Annotated in this window: 22 protein-coding genes; 10 read left to right on the forward strand and 12 right to left on the reverse strand. The window is 44.3% G+C overall.

Features of this window, described 5'->3' with window-relative positions:
- Window positions 1-43: 43 nt before the first annotated feature.
- Genes FIV04_RS23905 through FIV04_RS23920 form a run of 4 tightly spaced genes read left to right on the forward strand, consistent with a single transcriptional unit; the run spans window position 44 to window position 7,148 of the window.
- Window positions 44-1,171: an efflux RND transporter periplasmic adaptor subunit gene (locus tag FIV04_RS23905; protein ID WP_152470904.1), complete on the forward strand. Its 1,128-nt coding sequence runs from the start codon at window positions 44-46 to the stop codon at window positions 1,169-1,171.
- Window positions 1,168-4,239 (forward strand): efflux RND transporter permease subunit, encoded by a 3,072-nt coding sequence (locus FIV04_RS23910; protein ID WP_152470905.1) that lies wholly within the window; start codon window positions 1,168-1,170, stop codon window positions 4,237-4,239. The genes FIV04_RS23905 and FIV04_RS23910 overlap by 4 nt, the downstream gene beginning before the upstream one ends.
- Complete coding sequence (locus tag FIV04_RS23915; RefSeq protein WP_152470906.1) at window positions 4,226-5,704, forward strand: efflux transporter outer membrane subunit; 1,479 nt, start codon at window positions 4,226-4,228, stop codon at window positions 5,702-5,704. The genes FIV04_RS23910 and FIV04_RS23915 overlap by 14 nt, the downstream gene beginning before the upstream one ends.
- A gap of 55 nt (window positions 5,705-5,759) precedes the next feature.
- Window positions 5,760-7,148 (forward strand): patatin-like phospholipase family protein, encoded by a 1,389-nt coding sequence (locus FIV04_RS23920; RefSeq protein ID WP_253895653.1) that lies wholly within the window; start codon window positions 5,760-5,762, stop codon window positions 7,146-7,148.
- An 84-nt stretch (window positions 7,149-7,232) separates the two neighbouring features.
- Here FIV04_RS23920 and FIV04_RS23925 read toward each other — a convergent pair whose 3' ends face one another.
- Complete coding sequence (locus tag FIV04_RS23925; RefSeq protein ID WP_152470907.1) at window positions 7,233-8,114, reverse strand: LysR family transcriptional regulator; 882 nt, start codon at window positions 8,112-8,114, stop codon at window positions 7,233-7,235.
- 368 nt (window positions 8,115-8,482) lie between these two features.
- On the opposite strand from FIV04_RS23925, the gene FIV04_RS23930 reads away from it, so the two are divergent.
- The gene (locus FIV04_RS23930; RefSeq protein ID WP_152470908.1) at window positions 8,483-9,733 is read left to right on the forward strand and encodes an outer membrane protein transport protein; all 1,251 of its coding nucleotides are present in this window, start codon (window positions 8,483-8,485) and stop codon (window positions 9,731-9,733) included.
- Between the two features lie 88 nt (window positions 9,734-9,821).
- Window positions 9,822-10,619 carry an EAL domain-containing protein gene (locus FIV04_RS23935; RefSeq protein ID WP_172974320.1) on the forward strand — a complete coding sequence of 266 codons (798 nt, stop codon included), beginning with the start codon at window positions 9,822-9,824 and terminating at the stop codon, window positions 10,617-10,619.
- A gap of 4 nt (window positions 10,620-10,623) precedes the next feature.
- On the opposite strand, the gene FIV04_RS23940 is transcribed toward FIV04_RS23935, so the two are convergent.
- The 5 genes from FIV04_RS23940 to FIV04_RS23960 all read right to left on the reverse strand — a co-directional run bounded on the left by FIV04_RS23940 (window position 10,624) and on the right by FIV04_RS23960 (window position 15,438).
- Entirely contained in the window at window positions 10,624-11,151 is a 528-nt protein-coding gene (locus tag FIV04_RS23940; RefSeq protein WP_152470910.1) for a hypothetical protein, read from the reverse strand.
- Between the two features lie 13 nt (window positions 11,152-11,164).
- Window positions 11,165-12,136 (reverse strand): MBL fold metallo-hydrolase, encoded by a 972-nt coding sequence (locus FIV04_RS23945; protein WP_152470911.1) that lies wholly within the window; start codon window positions 12,134-12,136, stop codon window positions 11,165-11,167.
- Window positions 12,137-12,223: 87 nt separating this feature from the next.
- Window positions 12,224-13,636: a coniferyl aldehyde dehydrogenase gene (locus tag FIV04_RS23950; RefSeq protein WP_152470912.1), complete on the reverse strand. Its 1,413-nt coding sequence runs from the start codon at window positions 13,634-13,636 to the stop codon at window positions 12,224-12,226.
- Window positions 13,637-13,660: 24 nt separating this feature from the next.
- Window positions 13,661-14,218: a TetR/AcrR family transcriptional regulator gene (locus tag FIV04_RS23955; protein ID WP_150872965.1), complete on the reverse strand. Its 558-nt coding sequence runs from the start codon at window positions 14,216-14,218 to the stop codon at window positions 13,661-13,663.
- Between the two features lie 17 nt (window positions 14,219-14,235).
- Window positions 14,236-15,438, reverse strand: a complete 1,203-nt coding sequence (locus tag FIV04_RS23960; RefSeq protein ID WP_152470913.1) for an iron-containing alcohol dehydrogenase — start codon at window positions 15,436-15,438, stop codon at window positions 14,236-14,238.
- 152 nt (window positions 15,439-15,590) lie between these two features.
- Between FIV04_RS23960 and FIV04_RS23965 the strand changes: the two genes are divergently transcribed.
- Window positions 15,591-17,222, forward strand: coding sequence for a methyl-accepting chemotaxis protein (locus FIV04_RS23965; RefSeq protein ID WP_152470914.1), 1,632 nt, complete (start codon window positions 15,591-15,593; stop codon window positions 17,220-17,222).
- Window positions 17,223-17,231: 9 nt separating this feature from the next.
- Window positions 17,232-17,810 (forward strand): prepilin-type N-terminal cleavage/methylation domain-containing protein, encoded by a 579-nt coding sequence (locus FIV04_RS27350; RefSeq protein ID WP_152470915.1) that lies wholly within the window; start codon window positions 17,232-17,234, stop codon window positions 17,808-17,810.
- A 109-nt stretch (window positions 17,811-17,919) separates the two neighbouring features.
- On the opposite strand, the gene FIV04_RS23975 is transcribed toward FIV04_RS27350, so the two are convergent.
- Both FIV04_RS23975 and FIV04_RS23980 read right to left on the reverse strand, forming a co-directional pair.
- The gene (locus FIV04_RS23975; protein ID WP_152470916.1) at window positions 17,920-18,546 is read right to left on the reverse strand and encodes a LysE family translocator; all 627 of its coding nucleotides are present in this window, start codon (window positions 18,544-18,546) and stop codon (window positions 17,920-17,922) included.
- A 73-nt stretch (window positions 18,547-18,619) separates the two neighbouring features.
- Complete coding sequence (locus FIV04_RS23980; protein WP_152470917.1) at window positions 18,620-19,552, reverse strand: LysR family transcriptional regulator; 933 nt, start codon at window positions 19,550-19,552, stop codon at window positions 18,620-18,622.
- A 154-nt stretch (window positions 19,553-19,706) separates the two neighbouring features.
- Here FIV04_RS23980 and FIV04_RS23985 point away from each other — a divergent pair, with 154 nt between their 5' ends.
- Window positions 19,707-20,531, forward strand: coding sequence for an alpha/beta fold hydrolase (locus FIV04_RS23985; RefSeq protein WP_253895592.1), 825 nt, complete (start codon window positions 19,707-19,709; stop codon window positions 20,529-20,531).
- Window positions 20,532-20,586: 55 nt separating this feature from the next.
- Here the strand turns inward: FIV04_RS23985 and FIV04_RS23990 are convergent, their stop codons facing one another.
- Entirely contained in the window at window positions 20,587-21,129 is a 543-nt protein-coding gene (locus tag FIV04_RS23990; protein ID WP_150872958.1) for a nuclear transport factor 2 family protein, read from the reverse strand.
- A 147-nt stretch (window positions 21,130-21,276) separates the two neighbouring features.
- Between FIV04_RS23990 and FIV04_RS23995 the strand changes: the two genes are divergently transcribed.
- On the forward strand, window positions 21,277-21,660 hold the full coding sequence (locus FIV04_RS23995) for a helix-turn-helix domain-containing protein (RefSeq protein WP_150897484.1): 384 nt from the start codon (window positions 21,277-21,279) through the stop codon (window positions 21,658-21,660).
- Between the two features lie 43 nt (window positions 21,661-21,703).
- On the opposite strand, the gene FIV04_RS24000 is transcribed toward FIV04_RS23995, so the two are convergent.
- The 3 genes from FIV04_RS24000 to FIV04_RS24010 are packed head-to-tail and all read right to left on the reverse strand — an operon-like array spanning window position 21,704 to window position 23,971.
- The gene (locus FIV04_RS24000; RefSeq protein ID WP_152470918.1) at window positions 21,704-22,270 is read right to left on the reverse strand and encodes an HD family hydrolase; all 567 of its coding nucleotides are present in this window, start codon (window positions 22,268-22,270) and stop codon (window positions 21,704-21,706) included.
- Window positions 22,271-22,312: 42 nt separating this feature from the next.
- Window positions 22,313-22,996, reverse strand: coding sequence for a Crp/Fnr family transcriptional regulator (locus tag FIV04_RS24005; RefSeq protein ID WP_152470919.1), 684 nt, complete (start codon window positions 22,994-22,996; stop codon window positions 22,313-22,315).
- A 27-nt stretch (window positions 22,997-23,023) separates the two neighbouring features.
- Complete coding sequence (locus tag FIV04_RS24010; protein WP_152470920.1) at window positions 23,024-23,971, reverse strand: ribokinase; 948 nt, start codon at window positions 23,969-23,971, stop codon at window positions 23,024-23,026.
- Window positions 23,972-24,133: the final 162 nt, after the last annotated feature.

Raw genomic sequence — 24,133 nt, forward strand, 5'->3', positions numbered from 1 at the left:
ATCAAATCTATATGATGGCGGTGTATTAATTAGAGGTCATTTTATGAATTTGAAACACTTTCCATTGTCTCTATTGGCAGCTTGTACTGGAGTCATTCTAAGCGGTTGTGACACGCAACCTAAAGAGCCTCTGGTTGAAAGCAAACAACCGGTTCAAGTCGTCCAATTGCAGCAACACCAAAAGCAACAACTTCAGCAATTCACTGGCCGAGTGAGCTCAGCTAAGAGTGCAGCGATTGCGTTTCGTGTACCTGGGTTGATCCACGAAATCCTTGTCCAGCCAGGTGAAACCGTGACTAAAGGCCAAGTCTTGGCGCGTTTGGACCCACATGACTATCAGGTAACCGTTCGTGAGTTGAAAGCGCGTTTGAGTGAAGCAAAGTCTGCGCACAAGTTGGCTGCAATTGAATTCAATAGAGTCAAGCAAGCCGTAAACGATGATGCGATGTCGACGGTAAGCTTAGACCGCGCAAAAAGTGGCTTTGAGCGATCTAAGGCTCAAGTGGACGTCACGACACAGAACTTGCAACGTGCACAAGACTTGCTGCGTTATTCTGAACTCAAAGCTCCGTTTGATGGTGTGATTGCGACCAATAACTTTGAGGCGTTTGAACAGGTTATTCCTGGGGCGTCTGTGATGACAATTCAGACGTTAGATAATCTTGAAGTGGAAATCGATGTACCAGAAAACCTCATTGCATACTTCGAAAAAGGGCAGATGGCGCAGGTTTCTTGGCATGGTTTCAACGAGCCATTAATGGCAAGCGTTATCGAAAAAGAGACCTTGCCTGATCTGATTAAACAGACTTACAAAGTCACCTATCAGCTTGACAGTATCGCTCAACTTGCAGAACCAATCCTACCGGGTAAGAGCGTTACCTTGACGGCAGCGTTCCAATCTAATGACGACACTTACTGCGTTCCATATTCTTCTGTTTTGGGAAACGAAAGCGGACATTTCGTTTTTAGAGTTGAAGCTGATCAAACGAGCCACTCTAATCGAGTTCAGTCTGTGGACGTCAATATTGAGGGGTTTCAAGCCGAAAAAATCTGCGTGTCTGGTCCGCTTGAGTCTGCAGACCAGATTGTCGTGGCGGGTGGAAGCTACCTGTTGACTGGCGATGAAGTAGGGCAAGTACGAGTCCGTAATAAGAATGGGGTCGAGCTATGAATTTGGCAGAATTCGCCCTAAGGCAGCGTACGTTTGTACTGTTCTTTATTGCCGTCAGCATCATTGGTGGTTTGTTGTCCTACCCACGTTTGGGCAAATTGGAAGATCCGACATTCACGGTAAAGACTGCACTGGTCATGGTCGCGTATCCGGGCGCTTCTGCGCAAGAGGTGGAAGACCAAGTCACCGATGTTGTTGAGACACGTTTACAAGAGATGGCGACGCTCAACCGATTACGTTCACTTTCTCGTCCCGGCGTATCAATGGTGTTTGCTGACCTCCAAGAGTCGACCAATACCAAAGCACTTCCACAGGAATGGGACTTATTGCGCAGAAAGGTGAATGACTTGAGCTTGGAGCTTCCAGCTACGGCACAAGTTCGCATTGTGCAAGACGAGTTCTCAGAAGTGTATGGGATGCTCTTTAGTATCTATGGGGAAGACGCAGAACCTTATGAGTTGCGCGAATATGCCAAGTCACTTCAACGTAGATTGAACGAGGTATCTGGCGTTAAGAAGGTGATGCTACATGGCGTTCAAAACCGTGCGGTACATGTTGATCTTCCGGCAGAGCGCCTAGCGCAATACGGTCTATCGGCAGCACAGGTGTGGGACCAAATACACAGTCAAAGCGAAACCTACTACGCGGGCAGCTTTGTTGCTGGACAAGAGCGAATCCGTATTGATCAAAGCAGTGAGTTTGAATCTTTATCTGATATTGAAAATGTCCTGATTAAAGGCGGTTTCAGTGAGCTAAGTACTGGCACATTGAGACTCGGCGATATTGCAGACATCACAATGGAGTATCAAGACCCTGCCCAAACTCTGAACCGATACAACGGTGTCGATGCAGTGACCGTTGCTGTCAGTATCACTGAGGGAAGCAATGTTATCTCGATGGGAGAGAGCATTAATCAGGTTGTTGAGCAGTTTGAGAGTGAATTGCCACTGGGTATGAAAGTGGGTGTCGTGGCCTTCCAGCCTGAAGTGGTGGACTCGGCCATCAAAAATTTCCTCATCAATTTGGGTGAAAGTATCTTAATTGTGGTCGCGGTTCTTTGGGTGTTTATGGGCCTGAAAAGTGCATCGATCGTCGGTACGAGCTTGCTGCTGACTATTTTGCTGACGTTTATCTACATGTACTTCAGTGACATTGGTCTGCAACGTGTTTCTTTGGGTGCCTTTATCATCGCGCTTGGCATGCTAGTGGATAACGCGATTGTTATTACCGACATGTTCAAAGCGAAAGTTACCGAGGGCATGGATCGCGCGCAAGCGGCCATTAGTTCAGTCAAAGAAACGGCCATTCCTCTACTAGGTGCAACCGTCATTGCGATTATGGGTTCAAGCCCGATCCTGTTTTCAAAAACAGATATGGCTGAATTCACGTTATCACTGTTTCAGGTCATGGCTGCGTCGCTGCTGTTCTCATGGTTCGTTGCTATGTTGATCACGCCGTTGATGTGTTGGTATTTGATCTATCCAGAGAAGCAACAGACTCAGAAAGAGTCCAAGGGCTATAAACGTCTTGTGACGTACTCTGTGAAGAATCCACGCAAGGTTTTGGTTTCTATTGTTCCGATTATTGTGGCGGCAATTTTACTGGTGCCACACGTGAAATTGAACTTCATGCCTCTGTCTGACAGACCATTGGTGTTTCTAGATTATTGGCTACCGAACGGCAGTAAGATTGAGCAAACCTCTTCAGACATGAAGAAAATTGAAAAGTGGCTACTTGAACAAGAGGAAGTCGTGAGCATCGGTACCTTTGTAGGAGAAAGTGCACCTCGCTTTTCAATGACCATTGAGCCAGAGCCACTTGATGACTCTTACGGTCAGATCGTTGTTAACACAACAGACTATGAAGCGGTGACTCGTCTAATCGATAAAGGTGATGCTTGGCTGAGCGCTGAGTTCCCGCAAGCAGAGCCAAGATTTAGAAAACTCAAAATGGCGACTCAAGATAAGTACAGCCTAGAAGCGCGCTTTTCTGGTCCAGATCCAGAAGTTCTGCACCGCCTGACAAAAGAAGCCCAAACCATTTTTGAACAAAATGAACATATCAAATATGTACGTGATGACTGGCGCCAGCGAAGCAAAGTGATTGTGCCTGTGATCAACCAAGATCGGGCGAGACAGGCGGGAATTACGCGCGCAGATATTGCGTTGTCTCTGTCACGTGCTTCTGTTGGTTTACCACTAGGTCAAATGCATATCGGCGATGAGTCGATTGCGGTTCTGATGCGCGATGACTCTAGAGATCTATCGCATCTCGATAATCTGCCGGTGCGTTCAATTTTGGGGCTGCACAGTGTGCCGCTTGGTCAAGTAGTGGATGATTATCAGGTGGTACATGAAGAGAGCATGATATGGCGTCGAGACAGAGTAAAAACCATCACCACTCAAGCGGATGTTGTGTCAGGGCACACGCCATCGGATGTACGAAAAGAGATCGCCGAGCAGATTGAAAGCATCGAGCTTCCACCCGGTTATTCATTCGAATGGGGCGGTGAGTATTACGACGAATACAAGTCGGTGACGGATATTTTTAATCAACTGCCTAAGGCTCTGTTCGTAATGGTGGTGATCATGGTGGCAATGTTCAATGCGTTTAAACAGCCGTTGATTATCTTTGCAACCATTCCGCTCGCGGCAACAGGTTCTGCGTTAAGCCTGATTGTATTTGACCACCCATACAGCTTCACCGCGTTGATTGGTGCCATTTCCTTGAGTGGGATGATCATTAAAAACGGGATTGTGCTGATGGATCAAATCGATTTGGAGAGGAAATCAGGCAAGTCCTTGGATGATGCCATTATCCATTCGACCTTAAACCGTACCATGGCTATTTCCATGGGTGCACTAACAACGGTACTAGGTATGGTACCACTGCTGGCCGACACATTGTTTGCTTCAATGGCTGCGACCATCATCGGTGGCTTGGTGTTAGCTACAGCGCTGACGTTAATCGTAATGCCAGCAATGTATCGAGTAGCCTTTAAAGATGACGAGAAGCAAACAGACGTCGAATCTCAACAAGCATCGGAGATCCAAAATGAGCAAATCTAATTACTTAATGCCATTGGCGATCTCGACTGCTCTTTTGCTAACAGGTTGCAGCATTGGCCCTGATTACCAAGTACCTACAGTGACACTGGAAGAAACGTATATGAATGCACAAAATACAGATTCATTTGAGGAAACAGCGGGCTGGTGGTATCGATTTGATGACCCTGTGTTAAACCAGTTGGTTGAAGAGGCTCAGCAACAGAACATCTCTTTGCGTGTTGCGTCAGAACGAATTCAAATGGCGAAGAATTATCACAAAATTGTCGAGTCTTACAAATTGCCGACGGTGAATATTGGCGCGGGATATTACCATTATCAGATCAGTGAAAATACACCATTGGTTGGGGATTTGGTTTCACCGATCTCAGTGCCTGCCAATCTTCAACCGGCTCTGGGTAGCAGTGTCTCGGTAGCAGACAATCAGCAAAGTGGTCTGTTATTGGGCGCAAGCGTAGGTTGGGAGCTCGATCTTTTCGGTCGTATCGAACATCAAACACAAGCCGCACAAATTAGAACGGAACAGTCGGTTATTTACCGCAAAGGACTGTATACATTGATTACAGCTGAAGTGATTCACAATTACCTTCAGCTGCGTGGTGCGCAAGAGCGAATTCAAGTCTTAGGTGAGTCTATCTCAGATCAGAGAGAGATCTTGAGTCTCACTTTGAAGGTTATGGATAGCGGTTTTGGCTCTGAACTAGATGTTGCACAAGCACGCGCTAACCTCGCTGCGGTTGAGTCGATGCTGCCTCAGTTAAAAGTCAGTGAACAGGTACACAAACACCGTTTGTCTATCTTGTTAGAGAAGTCGCTACGCGATATTGATGCGCAACTAGCGGCTCCGGGCAAGATTAAAGAAATTGAGGGTGTGATCCCAACAGGCTTGCCGTCAGGCTTGTTAAGTCGCCGCTTTGATATCGCGTTTGCAGAGCGAGAAATGGCTGCGATTAATCAGGAAGTCGGTGCTGCCGTTGCGAACCAGTATCCCAAGTTTTTCTTAACCGGAGCACCAGGTTTGTCGGCGGGCGATTTTAGTGATCTGTTTAACAGTGATTCACTAGGTTGGGTTGGCAGTGCAGGTATCAGTTGGAACGTGTTCGATGCTGGGCGTGGAGATGCTATGGTGGCGTTCAATGAGGCTCGTTTCAAGTCGGCAGTACTTGAATATCAGAATCGAGTCGACACCGCTTTTAAAGAAGTCGATTCAATGTTATTCACGTATGGTCGCAGCAAGGAGAACCAAGCGAAGGTCAACGTGGCAACCAATGAGACAGCAAAAGCGGTAGACAAAGCGAAATCGCTTTATAAGGCGGGTTTGGTTGATAGCTTCTCTGTATTGGATGCGCAAAGACAGCTTAACATGATGAGGGATCAACAAGTTATCGCCAAGCTTCAAACCACAGAAGTGACCGTTAAGCTCTATAAAGCACTCGGTGGTGATTGGTCACTACCTGAAAGCCAATAATAAGTGATGTTGTCACTTTAATGCTGCTAACCTAGTAAAGGCAGGCTGGTGAATTATGGCTCTGGCTTTAAAGTCAGAGAGCATGAATAGCCGTCTGCCTATCCCGTTGGAAGGAAGTCATATAATGATGTTGTATCGAGAAAAAAACGTATGGTCAGCGATTGGGTTAGGCATATTGCTGTCGGGCTGTTCGAGCATTCATATCTCGAACGACGATCTGAGCGTTGAACCTCCAACCTCTGATAGGTATGAGTACAAAAGCTTCAATAAAGAAGAAAATGATATCAATGTAGTGTTGGCGTTTTCTGGAGGCGGTACGCGTGCTGCCGCTTTGTCTTATGGGGTACTGAAAGGTTTGCGAGACCAGACGATCGTTGTCAACGGAAAAACCAAGCGACTGTTGGATGAGGTTGATGTGATAAGTGGTGTGTCGGGTGGAAGCTTTACCGCCGCCTATTATGGTCTTTATGGCGACAAGACGTTTGAGCAGTACGAATCCGACTTTCTGTACCATCAAGTGTCGAGCGATCTCAAATCCATTATATTGTCGCCAATACATTGGTTTAACGGAAAATCACGTACACAAGAAGCGATCGATTACTACAATTCCACCATCTTTGATGATAAAAATTTCTCGGATATTGATAAGTCGACATCACCCTATATCTTAATTAATGCCTCCGACCTCTCTACGGGTGTGAGGTTCTCTTTTACTCAGCACTATTTCGATTTGATCTGTTCTGATATTGAGGACTACTCCATCGCTTCAGCAGTTACCGCCTCTTCCGCTGTTCCGTTTTTGTTCAATCCAGTCGTGCTTAAAAACCATGATAGCTGCGACAGTGTATCGATTGACGATGGTCTGTTCGATCTCAACGCGTATCGCGATAGGAACACACTGACGACGGTAGAGCAGTACCAGAACAAAGATAAGCATAAGTATCTACACTTGGTCGATGGCGGGATCACCGACAATCTCGGCCTAGTGGCCATCTATGAAGTGGCAGAATACATTCGTCTGCAAGACACTCGATCTTTCAAAGAGGATATTTCAGCAGACAATAAGCCGTTGATTGTTATCTCAGTTGATGCCTCTACTAAGCCTGAATTAGGCATTTCAGCCGTACCAGATAGTCCAAGCCTCTCTCAGACAGCGAACTCGATTACTGATATTCAGCTGCATCGATACAATGAAACCACCAAGGATTTGATCGTCGAATCGATTCCTGTATGGACAAAGCGTAATGATGGTCCGCAGTCATCGAATGTGTTCGTTGAAGTCAGCTTCTTACAAACAGAAGACCCAGAATTGAGGTATCGATTCAATCAGATCAGAACCGATTTGACCTTGGAACCTCAAGATGTCGACATACTGATCGAAGAGGGCTATAGACAGATATCCAACAACCAAGCATTGCTAAAGTTGATTGGCTCTTTGGAATAAACGGTTTTCTGAACTGCTCGTGCGCAAAGAATATAGAGGCTATCTGGCAATAAGCGACGGCTAAACCATCGCTTTATCGCTTTGTTATTCTGCGGATATCTTGCCGAACTCGACGCGCAGTATCTCGATCAGTGCCTTTACATGATCGCTTTGATAGACCGTTGATGGATAACGCAGGTTCATGCTTCGAATCGGGAAAGGGAAATCCATGGTACATGGGATCTCCACTAAATCGATCTGAAACTGTCGCGCTAGAGTAAATGGAATAGGCAGCAATGCAATGCCGCAACTGCTTTCTGCCATGTGCCCAATTAGGTGTAAGTCGTCTGATTGAAAGACATTAAGACCCGACGTATCAAAATAGTTCGAATCGTAGGCGTTCATGAGCAGCTTATGCTGTGCCAATGTCTCCATCGAATCTATGGTCTCACACTTCTCTGCATACTCGCTAGACGCCACAAAGTGCCATTTATACTTCATAAGGCTGAATTGAACATAGCTGTTGTCGGGTACTCTTGTAGAGTCTGAGATGATCTGAAGGTCAAACATCCCCTTAATCATATCCACGCTGTCTTGATGATTCTCGATCTCTAAACTCACATTAGGGAACTGTTGCGTGTACTGGGTAAAGGCCTTTTTGATTGGAGGGGAGGTCATCAAAGCTGTAGGTATCGCAATACGCAGGGTCTTTTTGTCTGACCCTTTCTCGTCGACGATTTCGACCAGTGTGTTGGACAAGTTTCTAACAGATGGCTCGACGGAGTCGAACAGCCTTCTTCCCATAGCGGTTAACTCGCAACTGCGCGTTGAGCGAATCAGTAGAGGTTCACCAATGTACGATTCAAGGTCTTGCAGCCTGCGGCTCACTAGAGAGCGTTGTAGCTGATTGGCGTCCGCCGCTGCTTTGATTCCGCCGTGGTAAACAATCTGTGTGAACAAATATAAGTTATCGAAATGTTCTTTCATTGTCCTAAAAATAATCCATTGATGACTTGTTATTGAGTATGCCAATGATTATGTTTTTTTACTAGCATTGTCCTGTTTTTGATGCGAATAAAAAGTCTGCCTTTTCTTCATCTTTCGTATCAAAACATCTTAATAATAGCCTGCCCGGTCGAAGTGAATAGCTTTTGAAAGGAAACAGAGAAAGCGAGTTATTTATTTGGCCATTATTGGGTTGATATTTAGACCAATCCTGCTGCTTAATTACTATTCTTGTGTTTCTCAATCTCCAATTGAAGCTCGCTTCGATATTGCGCGCAGATAATAAGTACCTCTGGCTGTGCAAGTCGCCACGCAAGGGTAAAGTTAGTGAGATACAAGGTAAATCAACAATGCATAAAGTAAGTTTCAAAAGGACACTGCTTTCCACTTCTCTTTTGATGCTGTCGTCGAATGCTATCGGCTCCGGTTTTCAGCTTAATTCACAATCTGCGACAGGATTGGGGCGTGCCTTCTCGGGTGATGCGGTGATTGCGGATAACGCATCGTCAATGGCTCGAAACCCCGCGTCTATGGCTCTGTTTGACGATGTTTCACTCTCTTTGGGCTTGATTGCAATAAAATCGATGATCGAGGTAAAAGACACCCAGTATCAAGGCTTTAATGGAGTCGACCACACATCATACTCGTCAAACTTTGATGATGCAGGAGCAACGTCGTTTGTGCCAAATTTCCACTTGATCGTACCGATGGACGAACAATGGGCATTTGGTACTAACCTTTACACGAACTTCGGAACCAGAACCGACTTTGGGGACTCTTTTACTGGATCTGAATACGGTGGTGAAACAGAGATAGTGAGCACTAATCTTGGTTTATCACTCTCTTATCGTTTCGACTCGCAGTGGAGCGTGGGCGGTGGTATTGATTTAATTTACGGTCAAGGCACTTTGAAACGTAACCTAAGTCAAAAACTGCCATCAGGTTTCGCTGGTACTACTGCGTTAGATATCGATGAAGCATCAGGGTGGGCGGTAGGTTATAACCTAGGCGGAGTATACGAGCTAAACCGCTTCAATCGCTTTGGATTGTCTTACCGTTACAGCCCATCTTTGACGGTAGAAGATGGCGAGAAAGAAGTAACACTTTCTTTACCGGATATGGCTGAATTTTCCGGTTACCATGATATCGAACACAGCCGCTTTGCTTTTCACTACAGTATCCAGTTTTTCCGTTGGAGTGAATTCGACAAAATCAGCTTCAAAAATGCGCGCGTACCTGAAAACAGATACGATTGGAAAGACACCTACCATATCTCGGTTGGCACCACCTATAGCTTAAATCGTAAGTGGGATTTAAGAATGGGGTATATGTATGATGAGTCCGCGCAGGATGCGACACGCTCCATCGCTATACCTGATTCAGACAGACAGTGGTTCTCAGCGGGAGCAACTTATCGTTTAGACCCTTCATCTAATGTCGATATTGGCTTTGCGTATGTATTGGGTAAGGATGTAACAGTTGAACAGACCATCCCTACAGAAGCGAATTCGCCTCTTCGAGGTGCCGATTTATCGTCATTAAACGGTACTACTCGAGCTGATGGACTACTTCTGGGTGTCCAATACAGCCAGTCTTTCTAACCAAGAAAACCCTCCTGCAATTCGTGGGAGGGTTTTGTGCTTTTGCACAGAAATCAAAGTAACGCCAGCAGTTGATGAGGAAGCAAAAATGTTTGTTGATTACTTAAGTGGCTACATTAAAAAATCGAAGAACGGTCACTACTATGCGAGCTATGAGAGTTATCAATTAGAGAGTTACTTTCAACCTATTTACGATCGAGAAGGTGTCGTTTTCGCTTATGAGGGGTTGGTGAGAGTTACGACCGACCAAGGTGAAAGAATACCGCCAGACGTATTTTTTGAATCGGTTTATCGTGATGGCAGTAAAGAAGAGTTGGTGACAATGATTTGTGTGCGCCTGCATCTATTGAATTACACCAAGCTAAAAGCCATTCACGCTAACAAGAAGTTATTTCTGAACGTTTCACCAACGGTATTTGAAACCCAAACATCAAGTGTGAGAGCTTTAGACTTAAAGTACCAAATGATGTTGGCTATAGGCATCACACCAGAAGATATTGTCTATGAAATCGTAGAGCAGCCAGGCAAGAACATTGCTCAAGAGGTAAGGGGTATCAAAGCGTTGAGAAAATATGGGTCTTCAATTGCCGTAGACGATTTTGGCAGTGGCTGTACCACCATGAAACGAGTAAAGAGCCTAACACCGGATATCGTTAAGATTGATAAAAGGTTAGTGCAGAATTACACCATGTTTAAAAACGAGATCTTAGCGCTGATAGAGCACTGTCGTGGTTTGAAAATGTTGGTCGTCGCTGAAGGGATCGAAAGCAAACAGCAGCTCAATTATTTTAAGTCTCTCGGTGTCGCGCTATTTCAAGGCTTTTTGCTAGCTCGCCCTGAAAGTGTTGCTTTTTACACACAACAAGACGAGCCTTTAACAGTGTGAGCAATTAACGGCTCAGGGCGATGAAACCCTTTATCAAGCTTGTCGCTGACGAAAAGTCGCCATCAACAACATACTTCATCGCTCTGGCTTGCAGTTTCTCTTGTGCAATGGCGTATTCGCAGAAGTTTGTATCATCTTCTGGGCAGGTCGTTCTGATCGACTCAAGCTGCGTAGAGTACTCCTTGGTTGCTTCATGCATCATTTCATAGAATGTCTGGGTAAATATCGACATCATCAGCTTGCTGAACATAGATTTCTTATAGACCACAAGTGAATTTGGTTCGATATGGTGTCGTCTCATCACCTCACTGTATTTTTCCTTGCTTAGTGTCTCTAGCTCTAAATATGCCCACCAAAAATCATTCTCAATGGTATTGATATGATATTTCGGCATACTCGAAGCGAATTTGAATGCGAACGCTCGGTTATTTATTTCCTTATCTAACTGATCCAAATAGATAGACTCATTAGAATAAGCGCTGTATGAAGATAAAATTAAACATATTGCTAAGAATAAACGGGTCAATGACATATTACTTTCCTGTTTATTGAAATAACGAAATGATGGCACCTTGATCTTGCGACACGAAATCACTGGTTTTGACTTTGTGTTTGAGCAACGCTTGTTTCAATTTGTGCGGCGGTTGTAACATAGGTTCATTGGTCAACATGAAGGCTCCCCAGTGCATAGAAAGGGAGAATTTTGATTGAACATCTATATGCATTTTTACTGCGTCTTCTGGGCTAGCATGTATATGTTTCATAAACCATTGTGGTTCATAAGCGCCAATAGGCAGCATAGAGACATCGAATCCATTAAAGTGATCGCCAATGGCTTTAAAATCTGGCGAATAACCGGTATCTCCGGCAAAGTATAACTTACGGTCATCTGCGGTAGAGCGAGCAACCCAGCCACACCATAAGGTTCTGTCCTGCCGTAAACTTCGGCCGCTAAAGTGCTGTGCCGGTACTGAAGTGAACTCCCAACCATCGATATGATGTGATTCCCACCAATCCAACTCAATCCAGTTATTGATACCTCGTTTTTTGAACCATTTACCAAGCCCGAGAGGTAAAACAAAGAGAGGCGGATTGCTCTTTTGTTGTTCATGAATCTTTAACACAGAGGCCTTATCCAAATGATCATAATGATCATGGGAAATGAGCACGATATCGATATTGGGCAAGTGATTCACTTGGGCACTCGGCGGCGTGGTTCGTTTTGGTCCTATCCATTGGAAAGGGGATGCTCGTTTAGAAAAGTGAGGATCGGTTAGTATCGTTAACCCATTGTGCTTAATGAGGAATGTGGCGTGACCAATCCATGAAATGAGTGACTCGTTGCTGTTTCTAAACTTATTTAGATCGCATTCGATATGATGAATGGATTGTCTTTTAGGTAAGCTCTCTAATAACTTCCACTTCATGACGCTTTTTAAAGAACGATGAGTCATTTCAATGGAGTGATTGTTTTTAAAAGAACCGTCTTTATTATGGTGATTTTTCAAATTATTCATAATAGGCACGACTTTCTAGATGTGTGAAAATAAGCAAGAACAATGATGCTCTCGCTTATTTAATAATTAGATTATATTTAAGTGGGATTATTTCAGTAGCAGACTTCTTAGCGTCTTGAATACGAAGTCTCGATTTTTAAGAATAAAGCGATTCTTAGGAATCCAAGAGCTTGAACGAAGTACCGTTTTTGCCTTAGAGAAGGTTAGAAAGCCCTCGTGACCATGGTAGTGACCCATACCTGAGTTACCCACACCACCGAAAGGTGCATCATCTGCCGCCACATGCATTGCTGTATCGTTGACCGCAACGCCACCACTGTGCGTTCTGGTCACGAAGCTATTAATTAGCTGGTCGTTTTTAGACATGATGTAAAGCGCTAGTGGTCGAGGACGATCATTAATGTAGGTAATCACTTCTTCAATATCGTCGTAGGTCAAAATCGGTAGAATTGAACCAAAGATCTCTTCTTGCAGTATCTTCATATCAGAAGACAGGTTGCTGATGAGATGAGGGTACACGCGACGACCGTGATCCGATTCGATCTCTTTGACAGCATCGATGGTCGCCCCTTGCGCTTTGGCATCTTCCAAGAAGCCCATTAAACGAGAATACTGACGGTCGGAAACAATATGAGTTTGTGTATTACTGTCTTCGCTATTTAGATGGTATTCAGTGTAACGCTGGATGAATGCGTTGATGAACTCGCGCTCTCGCTGTTTCGGAACAAAGACATAATCTGGTGCCACACATATTTGCCCCGAGTTGACTGACTTACCTACGATAACCGCGTCAACCGCGATATTAATATCAATGTCTTTATCGATGATGGTTGGCGATTTACCACCGAGCTCGAGCGTGATTGGTGTTAGGTTATCTGCTGCAGACTTCGCGACAAGCTTACCGACGGTTGATGAGCCAGTAAAAATTAAATGATCGAATGGAAGTGCAGAAAACGCTGCGCCAACTTCAGCCTCACCTTCTACAATCTGGATGTGTTCTTCGAGACCTTTAGTCACTTTTCTTAGTGCTGCGTTGGCGTTGGGAGTGAACTCACTCATTTTAATCATGACACGGTTACCTGCAGCAAGTGCTTGTGCAGCAGGCCCTAGTGCCAAATAGAAAGGGAAGTTCCAAGGTGTGATAACCCCTACGACACCCAGAGGCTGGTAATGAACGGTCACGCTAGAAGGGGCCAACATTAGGCCAGCATGGCGCTTAGATGGTTTCATCCACTTCTTTAGGTTCTTAATCGCGTAGTTGATGCCCGCAACACTTGGAAGCACATCTGCAATGAGCGTGTCGAATTCGCTTCGGTAGCCGTAGTCACGTTTCATAGCATCATAGATCTCTTGCTCATTATCTAAGATATTTTGCTTGAGCTGTTTGAGCACATCTACTCGCTGTGCGTGACTAGGTGCAGGATTGGTGTTGTACAAGCTTTTCATTAGAGAAAAGCTTCGTTGAAGTTGTTGAGGCGTACAGTTTTCGATGTTTGACATAATCTTTCTCTCTAAATTAAATCGTTATAATTGAGCCTTGGTGACGCTATTAATTATTAAAATTATGTTTTGCTTGAATGTTTCTTTAGAAGACTCTTCAACCAAAATACCTTTTCCAGCAGAAATCAGCGTATATGCAATGCCCATTGCGTTTTCGCTGGTGGCTAAGTTGTGGCGAGCCAAGTAATCCGCTAGTCGACTTCTAAAACGAACTGGCCAATCTTCCGCTGAAGAGTGGGTCGCTTTGAGTGTGTCATCTAATACTTCCGGTCCATGCGAGTTCGATGTGACTTCAATGGCGTTGCCGATGAATACATCAAATGTTTTCAACAAACCCTCTTTTGGGTCTTGGTTGTCGTTATCGAGTATTTGGAAAATTTCCGAATACATATTTTCCAAGTACGTTCGAATAACCCACTGGTAACACTTGTCTTTTGAGCCGAATTTTTTGTAAATCGACTGTCTAGACAAACCAGCGCTGCTTGCTAGATCTTGCATTGAAGTCTTTTGGTATCCATAAACGGCAAAAGTGTGTAAAAGCTTTTTTGCTAGTTCATGTTCTTTATTATTTGATTCAGACATTCGTTAACCATTGTTCATTAAATAAATACGTTTCGATTACCATCGACTAGAGATTCCAAGATTGTCATAACATCTTTATTCTTCATGACTTTGGGCACAGCATAAGATTTGCGGGCTTCTGAAAGTGCGCTTTTACTAATCTTGCTAAAGTCATCAAGTTGTAGTTCCCCGAGAGAAGTGGGAATCTCCAGTGTATCCGATAATTGATCGAGTCGTTTGATAAATTGATTTGCTAACTTGGCTGTATCGGTGCTTTTGTCGCCACTTAACATCATTTCAATATCGGCTAGCCTTTTCTCACACGCATTTTTGTTGAACCTCACTACTCTAGGAAGAATCACCGCGTTCGCTAAACCATGCGGCGTGTTATAGAGAGCACTAATTTGATGCGAGATACCGTGTACATATCCAAGGCTGGCTTTGGTAAATGCATAGCCAGCTAAAAAAGAAGCTTGGGCAACGTTTTCTCGTGCTTCGAGGTTGTGCCCTTCAGTCACTGCGGTTGGTAAGTAATTGAATAACAGTTTGATTGCAGTCAGTGCATCAGCGTCGCTGTCACTGAAGTTGTTGGTCGATAGGTAAGCCTCAATCGCGTGAGTTAGCGCATCCATACCAACGGCAGCGGTGATATTGGCAGGAAGAGTGACTTGCAGCGTTGGGTCTAAAGCCACTACTCGTGGGATCAGTTTAGGATCAACATAAAATTGTTTTTGATGACTGATAGGGTCTGAGATCACCGCGCCATTGGTAGTTTCTGAGCCACTTCCAGATGTCGTCGGTATAGCGAACAAAGTTAATGGTTGCTGCTTAACTTTCAAAATCCCAACCAATTTCTCGGCGTTGTAGCCGTTCGTGCATGCAGCAGCCACAACCTTTGCAACGTCGAGTACTGAGCCTCCTCCAACTGCCAATACACTGTCACATTGGTGCTGTTTTGCTAAGTCTAGCGCCGCATTCACTTCGTTTAGTGTTGGATTCGGTTTGCTGCCGTCGTAAATCGTCGTTGAGATACTGAGAGATTCCAGCTCCTTGAGGAGGTCAACAAGAAAGCCATGTTCATTTAAGAATCGATCTGCAATCAGCAATACATTGTTTTTGCCTGATGAGTGAATGGATCGAGCGATCTTTAGTGTGCTACCAGCGCCTGAAAACACTAATGGTTTTTGTGGAGGGTAGAACGTAGATAAAAATTTCAGTGCGTATTTGATCGGAGTCGCCATAACTTAATTCCTCATCTAAACCGTAAACTCATAAAGTGTTCCAACATCATTAAGGTTTACACTTAGTGTGCTTTTTGTCAACTATGGATTTACAAAAAATGCATTTAATGTAAACTTCACTTCGCGATTTCTATCCTTGGTGAGGTTTTTATATGTTGTATTTATCGAAAGCAAAAATACGAACGAGGCTACTTTTTGGCTTTGGAATCATCGTGTTATTGATGATTGTGTTAACGAGTAGAGGTATTAATGAAGTTAACTCAGTAGACAGAAAGTTGAGTGAAATGACAGCAAATCATTCGATGAAGCAACGCTACGCTATTGACCTAAGAGGGAGTGTGCATGATAGAGCGATCGCGATTCGAGACCTATTTATGTCCGAAAACATCACTGATATTCAGAGGCTCAAGAATGAAATTCTCAAGCTAGAGGAGTTCTATGCGATTGCCGCGGCTGGAATTCGAGACATGGCGTCGTCAAACAAAGATGAGGCCAAAATGCTGGATTCGATTGAGTCGAGCCGCGAGGTAACCAGAGCTTTAATGGAAAAAATGTGGGTTGATAGCACGCGAGCGTCACTGCCTGCATCGTACATCATCACTAAGCTCGGCCCTGCCTTTGAAAGTTGGCTCTCTTCAATCAATACCTATATTGAATATCATGAAGATAAGAGTCGAATTTTGACAGCAGAGGCCAGAGAACAGGCCAGTGGTTTTGAACAGCTAATGTTCTTGTTCACGCTGGGAGCGTTAGTTATTTCCGTTGTGGTGACCTTGGTGCTGGATAACAGTATTCGCGGGTCGATTGGTGGTGAACTCAGTCAGGCGAAACGTATTATTAAGAATGCCTCGGAAGGGGACTTGACCCAAACGTTTGAAAAGCATCAGCGCGGCAGCATCTTGGACTCAATTGCGACCATGTCATCCAAGATGACCAATATTGTTAAACATATTTTAGGTATTGCCAATCAGGTTGTAGACCAAGCGGCGTTGGTCTCCAAAGAATCACAGTCGATCACCCAACTTACTGATCAACAACGCCAATTGGCAAGCAGTACCGGCAGTCAACTTGGGGCGTTGTGTCAAAGTATCAATCAGATTGCGAGTGTCGCATCTCAAACACAGGCGAATTTAGTGAAAACCGCAGAACGCGCAAAGACTGGGCGCGAACTGGTGTTCGATGCATCTGAAGAGATGGAAAAGGTCGCCAAAACAGTGGACTTAAGTGTAGAGCAAGCCAGTGAATTGGAAGCGAGAACTAAGACCATCGGCAGCATTGTGAATGTGATTAAAGAGATATCAGATCAAACCAATTTACTTGCTTTAAACGCGGCGATTGAGGCGGCAAGAGCAGGAAGTGCGGGTCGAGGTTTTGCCGTTGTTGCCGATGAAGTGCGTCAACTTGCTTCGCGCACTGGCGAAGCGACGACAAAAATAGAAGTGATGATCAACGAGGTTCAAGCCCAGACGGCACTGAGTGTCGAAGCAATGAAAACTACCCAACCGCAAGTGGTTAAAGGAAAACAGCAGACACTATTGGCGCGTGAATTGCTTGATGAAATAGAGTGCCAGGCACAAGAGCGTTTGAAGAATGTCAAAGCTGTGGTTGGAACGACAAATGTGCAAGTACAAGCTGTTGAAGAGGTGAATCAAAGTATGACTCAGCTACAGAAATTGAGTGACGATATAGCTGAATCAATGAGCAGTAACAGAGATGCTGTTGAGCAGCTGAACGAATTGTCATGTTCATTAAAGTCCGCTTTTGTAAATTTCAAATTGAAGTAAAGGAATCTTATGAAAAAACAGACTGGCTTCACTCTCATTGAGTTGGTTGTCGTGATTGTGTTGATTGTTGTGCTTGGCTCTACAGCGTTAGTACGTTTTCTAAATATACAAACCGACGCCAAAAACGAAACGCTTGAGATGATATCGGCACAAATTGAGGCTCAGGTAGAAATTGTTCGAGCAAAAATGATTCTCGCAGGCCTTGATGGTCGTAATCCAGACAGAACAGATCCTGTGACTGGCGGTGGCTATTACGGAGACGATGAACCTGAACGTAACCCGTTTCTTAATATCTGTGGGCATGATTGTTACTTTATCTATGGCACTCCCTCTGCATCGGCCACGACACTGCCGTCTATCATGGATGATTTAGAAAGGGATATTATATTTTCCGGCTATCACTCAAATGATTGGGTGGATGAAGGGGTAACGGGCACTGACATTGTCGGCACATTTTCATTTAAAGAGAACGTGATTGAAGGTGCGAAGCCTGGGCAGAATAGCTTGCGCAATGAATCTTGCTACATCTGGTATTCCGGTGCTCGAGAAGATCGCGATTTTCAAATGGGCATTGTGCCTTGTGAGTAATAATCATTGAGTCATGCTGGTTTGTTCTTTGATCGAATGAACGTTATCTGCAAACCTGCATGACTAAGTTTTGGTTCGTCCGACTTTGTCTGTTTCTCATTCCCAATCGCTACAGTTGCAAACCTGCAAAAACAATGAGTGCTAAGCCACACGTTTTGGTGATGATGTTTTGAAACCTAGAAAAAGCCGTTTGGATCGTTGGGGTTGTCAACATGAAGGCTAGGCTTGCATACCAAAAAAGTGACACGAAAAAGACTACAATGACCAACTCCAGTAAGACTCTGGTATCGGTTCCTTCCGGTATCGCAACTGAAAACACCGAGCTGTAGAACAGCAGTGACTTAGGGTTGCTCAAGTTAGTAAAGATGCCTTGTTTGAAGAATGACGTTGAAAGGTCATTGCTTGATCTTGTGTTTACTTCGTTGGAGCTTTCTACATTGCCTCGAGTTATCGAGCTTCTAATGAGTCGATAACCGAACCACGCAAGGTAAGCCGCGCCTAAGATCTGGATGGCGCGGAGCAGTATGGGAAACTGCGTCATTAGTGCTTTTAATCCAAACAAAGCGCATGCAGCCCAAAGCCCATTAATCAGCGCAATCCCTGCGGTAAGCCAGAAAAGTTGCTTTCTCTTTGCGACGAGCGATTTGCTGGTAATGGCGACAAAGGAGGGCCCAGGGCTCATAACGCCAAATAGGCACATCCATGCTGCTGATGTGAGTACGGTTAATTCGCTCATTGCTTACCTCTGTGTCGGATTAAACTTTCCGATAATCTAATACACGGCTGAGATAAGCTAAATTTGTAAGTTATTAACTCAGTGATACGTTAACGCTATCAGCAAGTGTCGAATGACCTGCTAACCAATCCACAGCGGCCTTTACCAAGGTGTTCGGGCTGTGAGTATTCCAAGCTACGGCTACAGTGGTAAGTACAATGCTCTCTTCCAGTGGCACAAAAGTGACATTCTCTGGTGCGAGCTTGCTTGCTGAAAAGGGGACAATAGACACGCCTTGTCCACAACTGACATACGCAATTTGCGCGGTAATTGATCGCACCTCATGTAAAATTCTTGGGCTAAACCCATGTGCATTACATGATGAGGTAATCAGATCGAAATAGGCTGGGCTGATACTCCGCGATGTCGCAATCAAGGCTTGGTTCGACAATTCAGAAACAGATATTTTCGTTTTACGGGCGAGTGGGTGCTCTTTGGGTAAAGCAACGGCGAGAGAGTCTTCAACTAATGGACGTATCGAAATGCCCTCATTGACTTCCCCTTGCCATCGGATAAAGGCCATATCAAGCTTGCCTGAAAGTAAATCGCCCGTCGCCTCAACGCTATCAATTTCTTTTACGAACGGAGTCGCATCGGGAAAGTCTTGCTTGATGAAATCCAGCATGCTTGGAACGATGTCTAGCATTGCCGTTGATACAGCGCCGATATGCAGAAAATCGGATTGTCCGTTTGCGACTTCAAAGACTACCTTTTCAAGAGAGGCCATGTGGTCCACAAACTTTTGAACTTCTGGATAGATCGCTTTCCCTGCTGGTGTGAGCTTGGTACCCCTGCGTGAACGCTCAAACAACTTAATTTTAAGGGAGTTTTCTAATACCTTGATCTGTTCTGTGAGAGGAGGTTGAGACATACCTAAGCGCTTAGCTGCTCGACCAAAATGCTCTTCTTCAGCAACCGCGAGAAACATCCATAATTGCTTCATTAGACGAAAGTTAATTGTGCTCACTGTACCCTCTCTTTGTTCATGTATCACACTAGGTCATGATAAAGAATCTTACGGTCTTCTGTGATACTAATTTTGTATCACAGGGTTATTAATAAAGTAATTTACCTATCAGTATATCGGCTTAATACTAGCAGTTAAATAAAAGAACAATCACATGATCACTAAGAGAGGAAGTATGGTGCACGAGAGACGAAAGCAAACACTGTCATTTGAAGTCGATGGCGAGCAAGTCGAGTTGTCAGCCGTGACTCGAGAGGGCGACAAAACACCGATTTTGTTTCTGCATGGTTTTGGGTCAACTAAGGAAGACTACACTGGGATAGTCAATTTCTCTCAATTCGACGGGCACCCATTCTTAGCTTACGATGCACCAGGTTTCGGTCAAACTCAGTGTAAAAACTTACATAAGGTGGATATTACGTTCCTTGTGAAAACCGCCCTCAAAGCACTTGAAGCGATGGATTTTGAGCGTGTACATGTTGTTGGTCATTCTATGGGAGGGTTAACTGCTCTTATGCTGGCGACGTTAATCCCAGAAAGGATTGCTAGTTTTACCGATATCGAAGGGAACATCGCGCCTGAAGATTGCTTTTTGAGTCGTCAGATTGTCGATTACGATCGAGACAGCGATCAAGCATTCTTCAACGATTTCATTGAACGCACCAGTCGTTCGTCGGATTACGCGAGCGCCCTTTATGCAGCAAGCCTTCCTTTCAAGGTGAAAGTCGATGCCGTGCGCAGCATCTTTACGTCTATGGTTGAGCTGTCTGATCACGGCAAGTTGATGGACAAGTTCCTAGGGCTGCCTCTGCCGAAAATGTTTATGTTTGGCGAACAGAACAAGCATTTATCTTACCTTAAGCACATTCAAGATCAGGGTGTTGTACTGGCCGAGATTCCTTTTTGCGGCCATTTCCCAATGTACTCAAACCCGGCCGCGATGTGGCAAGCCATTGAAACGAACATTGGTCGCGCATAAAGGTGTATAGGCTCGTTGGAGAGGAGTCTCCTTTGACGAGCCTAGGCTACACTGTTTAGAAAACCCCATTTGAGTTTGCGATATCTCCACCACTAATAAGCGAATACAGTCTCATCGAAAAATCCAGTGCTTGGATTGAATCCCAGTGCTCAACAATTCTTCCATCTTCCAAGCGCCACTTATCAATAATGTTCATCCCTTTCTCGTCGTTTCCTCTGTCTTCTGCGTTTAATGTCGCGTGAGAGTGGAAAATAACGTAATCACCATCAACGTAGATGTGTTTTACGTCGTAGGTATAGTCTGGGTACTCCTCAACGAACTCTTGTAGAAAGCCAACTAGACCCGTGATTTTATCGGGTAGGTTTCGGTTGTGTTGGATGTATGAACTATCGTTGTAATGAGTTAGAACATAATCAAAGTCATGGTTATTCATCAGGTTTTGAACGAAGTCAGTAATGATCTTCGCATTGTTTAGCTCTTGCTCAGACCAGTTTGATTTTTGTAATGAAGGTAAGTCGATGATGATTTTATCTGAAGCCTGCGCGAAAGCGGTCGTGCTTGCCAGTAACAGGATAAATGAGGTCAGTGCTTTAAACATGGTTCACTCCGTTGTTTTTCTTGATTAGGTATACATTGATAACCATAGTAATTAATAGTAACCTACTGTACAAGAACGCACCGAAACATGCCCTAGGCACATTTTGGTAACCTATAGACAAGAGTTCACCTTCCTAAACTGGAGTAAATGATGGCGAAGCCAAAGTCAGACAGACGTATTTTTCATAACAATGAAGACTGCCCAATTCGAAACGTGGTTGCACATATCGGTGATAAATGGTCATTGCTGATCTTGTTTGCGCTGGTGGATGGGGAAGACCGATTCAACTCTCTGAAATCGAGAATTGAAGGCATCTCACAACGAATGCTGACGCAAACGCTGAGGGATCTCGAGCGCGATGGTTATGTGAATCGTACCGTCTATCCGGAAGTGCCAGTTAAGGTTGAGTATTGCCTGACGGATATGGGTAGAGAGATCGTAAAACCTCTCTATCAACTGGTGGTATGGGCTGGAGATAACCAAGACAATATCAAGAAAGCGCGAGATCGCTACGATACAGAGAATGCATAGCAACGGTGACAAAGGCGAACTATGCAGTCGTGGTAATTACCTCTTAACGCGACTGCAAATTTTGACTGGTTCTTTGGTCAATTAGAGAACGGAACTGCCTAGTGAGATCATCGTATTCTGTGTGCTTTTTTCCGTAAGTTAGATTAAAGGCGTAGTCAAAATCACTCGGGTTAAGCCCTTGATTGTGTTGCAGCATGGTTTCTATTTTATCTAATGCTTTAACCAGCTTTGCCTCTTCTGAGCCTGCGTGCTCATACTCTTCCCAAAGAGCAATGACCTCATTTCTCTGGTTATCTTCAAGGGGAAAAGTTAAAGCCAATAGATCGAGTTTTTCTTGTTCACTTTTATTGGGCGTTTGATGTTGTAATGGGGCAGGGATATCGCCGTTTACTGCTTCAGCAAGGTCATGAATGATACAGAGCTTAAGAATTTTTAAACTATCGAGCTCTGGATATTCATCTGCAAGTAACATGGCGAGTAATGAGAGTCGCCATGAATGTTCCGCTGTACTTTCTTGGCGTCCTGTTTCTGTCCACGCTGTTCTTAATGTTGATTTCAACTTCTCAGCTTGGTGAAGAAATTGAATGATGCTCTGCAATTTTTCGATCATGATATGGCTCGTTAGTATTTTGGGGTAACCGAATAAGAAACATTACTCAAAATCGGTCGGACTGATATCGGACAGTTTGTCTTGGTTTAGGATAAGTACGGTCTTATTTTTGTAGTTAATGAGCTCTTTTTCTGCCAAATTCTTCAGTGAACGATTAAGTTGGCGAACTGAAATTCCCAGCATTGCCGCAATGGACTCTCTCTTTTCTAGCCTTATTGTGGCACCTTCTGATTCTGCTCGATAAGCAAGGTACTTGCGCACCTTGAATATAGCTTTGAATGCAGCATTCGAGTGAAGCTGAGATGAGTTGTATAGCTTTTGGCTGAGTTGCTGACACATGAAGCGTAAGAATGCAGGGTCATTTAACCCATATTTTTCCACTTTGTGAATCGGTAGTTCTAGAATATAAGTCTCCGATAGTGCCTTTACGGTACTAACGGTTCCCCCAATATGTTGGTGGAAAAGTTCCAAGTCTCCAATAACACTGAAGGCTGTTTCAATAGAGAAAACGGCACGATTGCCATCCCTTTCATAATGCTCAACTTGAAGTTTCCCTTCAACGACCAGATATAGTTTGCTCAATACACTACCCTGTGCAATGAGATATTCACCAGCTTGAAGCTTGGTCACCCGAATTCCTTCGAGAAGTTGAGGTGGCAAGTGACGATCTAACGAATAAGCATGAATAAATGTCGAAACTAACTCTCTATCCATTGGCTTTTCCATTATGATCGTCCTTTTATTTCTTTGCTTTTAATCAGAGGTGCTAGTTTTTGGTGTCGCTAATCGTTGGTGTACCCAATGACTTTCTGGCATATTTGAAGCCCCTTGTCGTTCAACCGCAAGTGATGCATAAGCTGTGGCATAGCGTGCCGCATCTTGAAGCGTTGTGCCTTGGGCAATTTGGGCGGCGAGGGCACCATTAAAGGCATCTCCCGCTCCGGTGGTATCAATGGGTTCTGCTTTAAAACTTTCTACAAAATGAAAATTTTGGCCGTCGAACGTGAGAGCACCGAGTGCGCCTAAAGTAATGACGACCTTAGCAATTTTATCAATGCTATGTAAGATTCGAGCCGCCATCTTAGCATCATCTAAGCTGTTAATATCAATACCAGTGAGCTTTTCCGCTTCTGTTTGGTTGGGAGTTAGAATGTCAGTATAGGGCAGCAATTCAGCCACTTGCTTAGAATATGGCGCTGGGTTCAAGATGGTCATGACGCCATGACTTTTGGCTATTTTCACCGTTTCCAATGTCGCGTCTACATTATTCTCTAGTTGAACAAGTAGCACGTCACTTTTAGCTATTTTTTGTAAGAACGGGGCTATTTCATCTTTTGAGACTTGTCCGTTTGCGCCCAGATTAATAGCGAGGAAGTTTTCTTTATCAGATTCTCTAACGAAGATGTTGGCCATTCCCGTGGGTGTGTCTTCGCTTTCCAATAAGTGTAGATAGGAAAAGTGGCACTTATTCAATTCTTGTCGAGCAAAATCTGAAAATTGGTCTTTCCCTATTTTTCCTAAAAATGTTACTTCGGCTCCGTTTTGTTGCGCTGCAAAAGCTTGATTTGCGCCTTTACCACCGCTACCTAAACTAAATCCTTTTCCGGTTATGCTTTGTCCTGGAAGCGGGAATTCCTCCACGATTGAAACCATGTCGACATTATAAGAGCCAAACACGAATACTTGGTTATTGTTCATCATTGTTCCTCTTTTATCACGTATTGATATATGTGGTGTTGACCGTCTTTGCTGTGTTTATGGCCCAATAGTGCGTTTTAGATTGTTTATAAAAAAGGACAAATGACCTTTTTTGAACCAAGGTGCACGCATAGTCTCTTGCTATACCAATAACAAGAGGACGAG

It is taken from the genome of Vibrio sp. THAF190c (genome assembly GCF_009363355.1).
GTDB lineage: Bacteria > Pseudomonadota > Gammaproteobacteria > Enterobacterales > Vibrionaceae > Vibrio > Vibrio fortis_A.

Coding starts and splice junctions, on each gene's coding strand:
- FIV04_RS23905 (WP_152470904.1), top strand. CDS start 44: ATGAATTTGAAACACTTTCCATTGTCTCTATTGGCAGCTTGTACTGGA.
- FIV04_RS23910 (WP_152470905.1), top strand. CDS start 1,168: ATGAATTTGGCAGAATTCGCCCTAAGGCAGCGTACGTTTGTACTGTTC.
- FIV04_RS23915 (WP_152470906.1), top strand. CDS start 4,226: ATGAGCAAATCTAATTACTTAATGCCATTGGCGATCTCGACTGCTCTT.
- FIV04_RS23920 (WP_253895653.1), top strand. CDS start 5,760: ATGGCTCTGGCTTTAAAGTCAGAGAGCATGAATAGCCGTCTGCCTATC.
- FIV04_RS23925 (WP_152470907.1), bottom strand. CDS start 8,114: ATGAAAGAACATTTCGATAACTTATATTTGTTCACACAGATTGTTTAC.
- FIV04_RS23930 (WP_152470908.1), top strand. CDS start 8,483: ATGCATAAAGTAAGTTTCAAAAGGACACTGCTTTCCACTTCTCTTTTG.
- FIV04_RS23935 (WP_172974320.1), top strand. CDS start 9,822: ATGTTTGTTGATTACTTAAGTGGCTACATTAAAAAATCGAAGAACGGT.
- FIV04_RS23940 (WP_152470910.1), bottom strand. CDS start 11,151: ATGTCATTGACCCGTTTATTCTTAGCAATATGTTTAATTTTATCTTCA.
- FIV04_RS23945 (WP_152470911.1), bottom strand. CDS start 12,136: ATGAATAATTTGAAAAATCACCATAATAAAGACGGTTCTTTTAAAAAC.
- FIV04_RS23950 (WP_152470912.1), bottom strand. CDS start 13,636: ATGTCAAACATCGAAAACTGTACGCCTCAACAACTTCAACGAAGCTTT.
- FIV04_RS23955 (WP_150872965.1), bottom strand. CDS start 14,218: ATGTCTGAATCAAATAATAAAGAACATGAACTAGCAAAAAAGCTTTTA.
- FIV04_RS23960 (WP_152470913.1), bottom strand. CDS start 15,438: ATGGCGACTCCGATCAAATACGCACTGAAATTTTTATCTACGTTCTAC.
- FIV04_RS23965 (WP_152470914.1), top strand. CDS start 15,591: ATGTTGTATTTATCGAAAGCAAAAATACGAACGAGGCTACTTTTTGGC.
- FIV04_RS27350 (WP_152470915.1), top strand. CDS start 17,232: ATGAAAAAACAGACTGGCTTCACTCTCATTGAGTTGGTTGTCGTGATT.
- FIV04_RS23975 (WP_152470916.1), bottom strand. CDS start 18,546: ATGAGCGAATTAACCGTACTCACATCAGCAGCATGGATGTGCCTATTT.
- FIV04_RS23985 (WP_253895592.1), top strand. CDS start 19,707: ATGATCACTAAGAGAGGAAGTATGGTGCACGAGAGACGAAAGCAAACA.
- FIV04_RS23990 (WP_150872958.1), bottom strand. CDS start 21,129: ATGTTTAAAGCACTGACCTCATTTATCCTGTTACTGGCAAGCACGACC.
- FIV04_RS23995 (WP_150897484.1), top strand. CDS start 21,277: ATGATGGCGAAGCCAAAGTCAGACAGACGTATTTTTCATAACAATGAA.
- FIV04_RS24000 (WP_152470918.1), bottom strand. CDS start 22,270: ATGATCGAAAAATTGCAGAGCATCATTCAATTTCTTCACCAAGCTGAG.
- FIV04_RS24005 (WP_152470919.1), bottom strand. CDS start 22,996: ATGGAAAAGCCAATGGATAGAGAGTTAGTTTCGACATTTATTCATGCT.
- FIV04_RS24010 (WP_152470920.1), bottom strand. CDS start 23,971: ATGATGAACAATAACCAAGTATTCGTGTTTGGCTCTTATAATGTCGAC.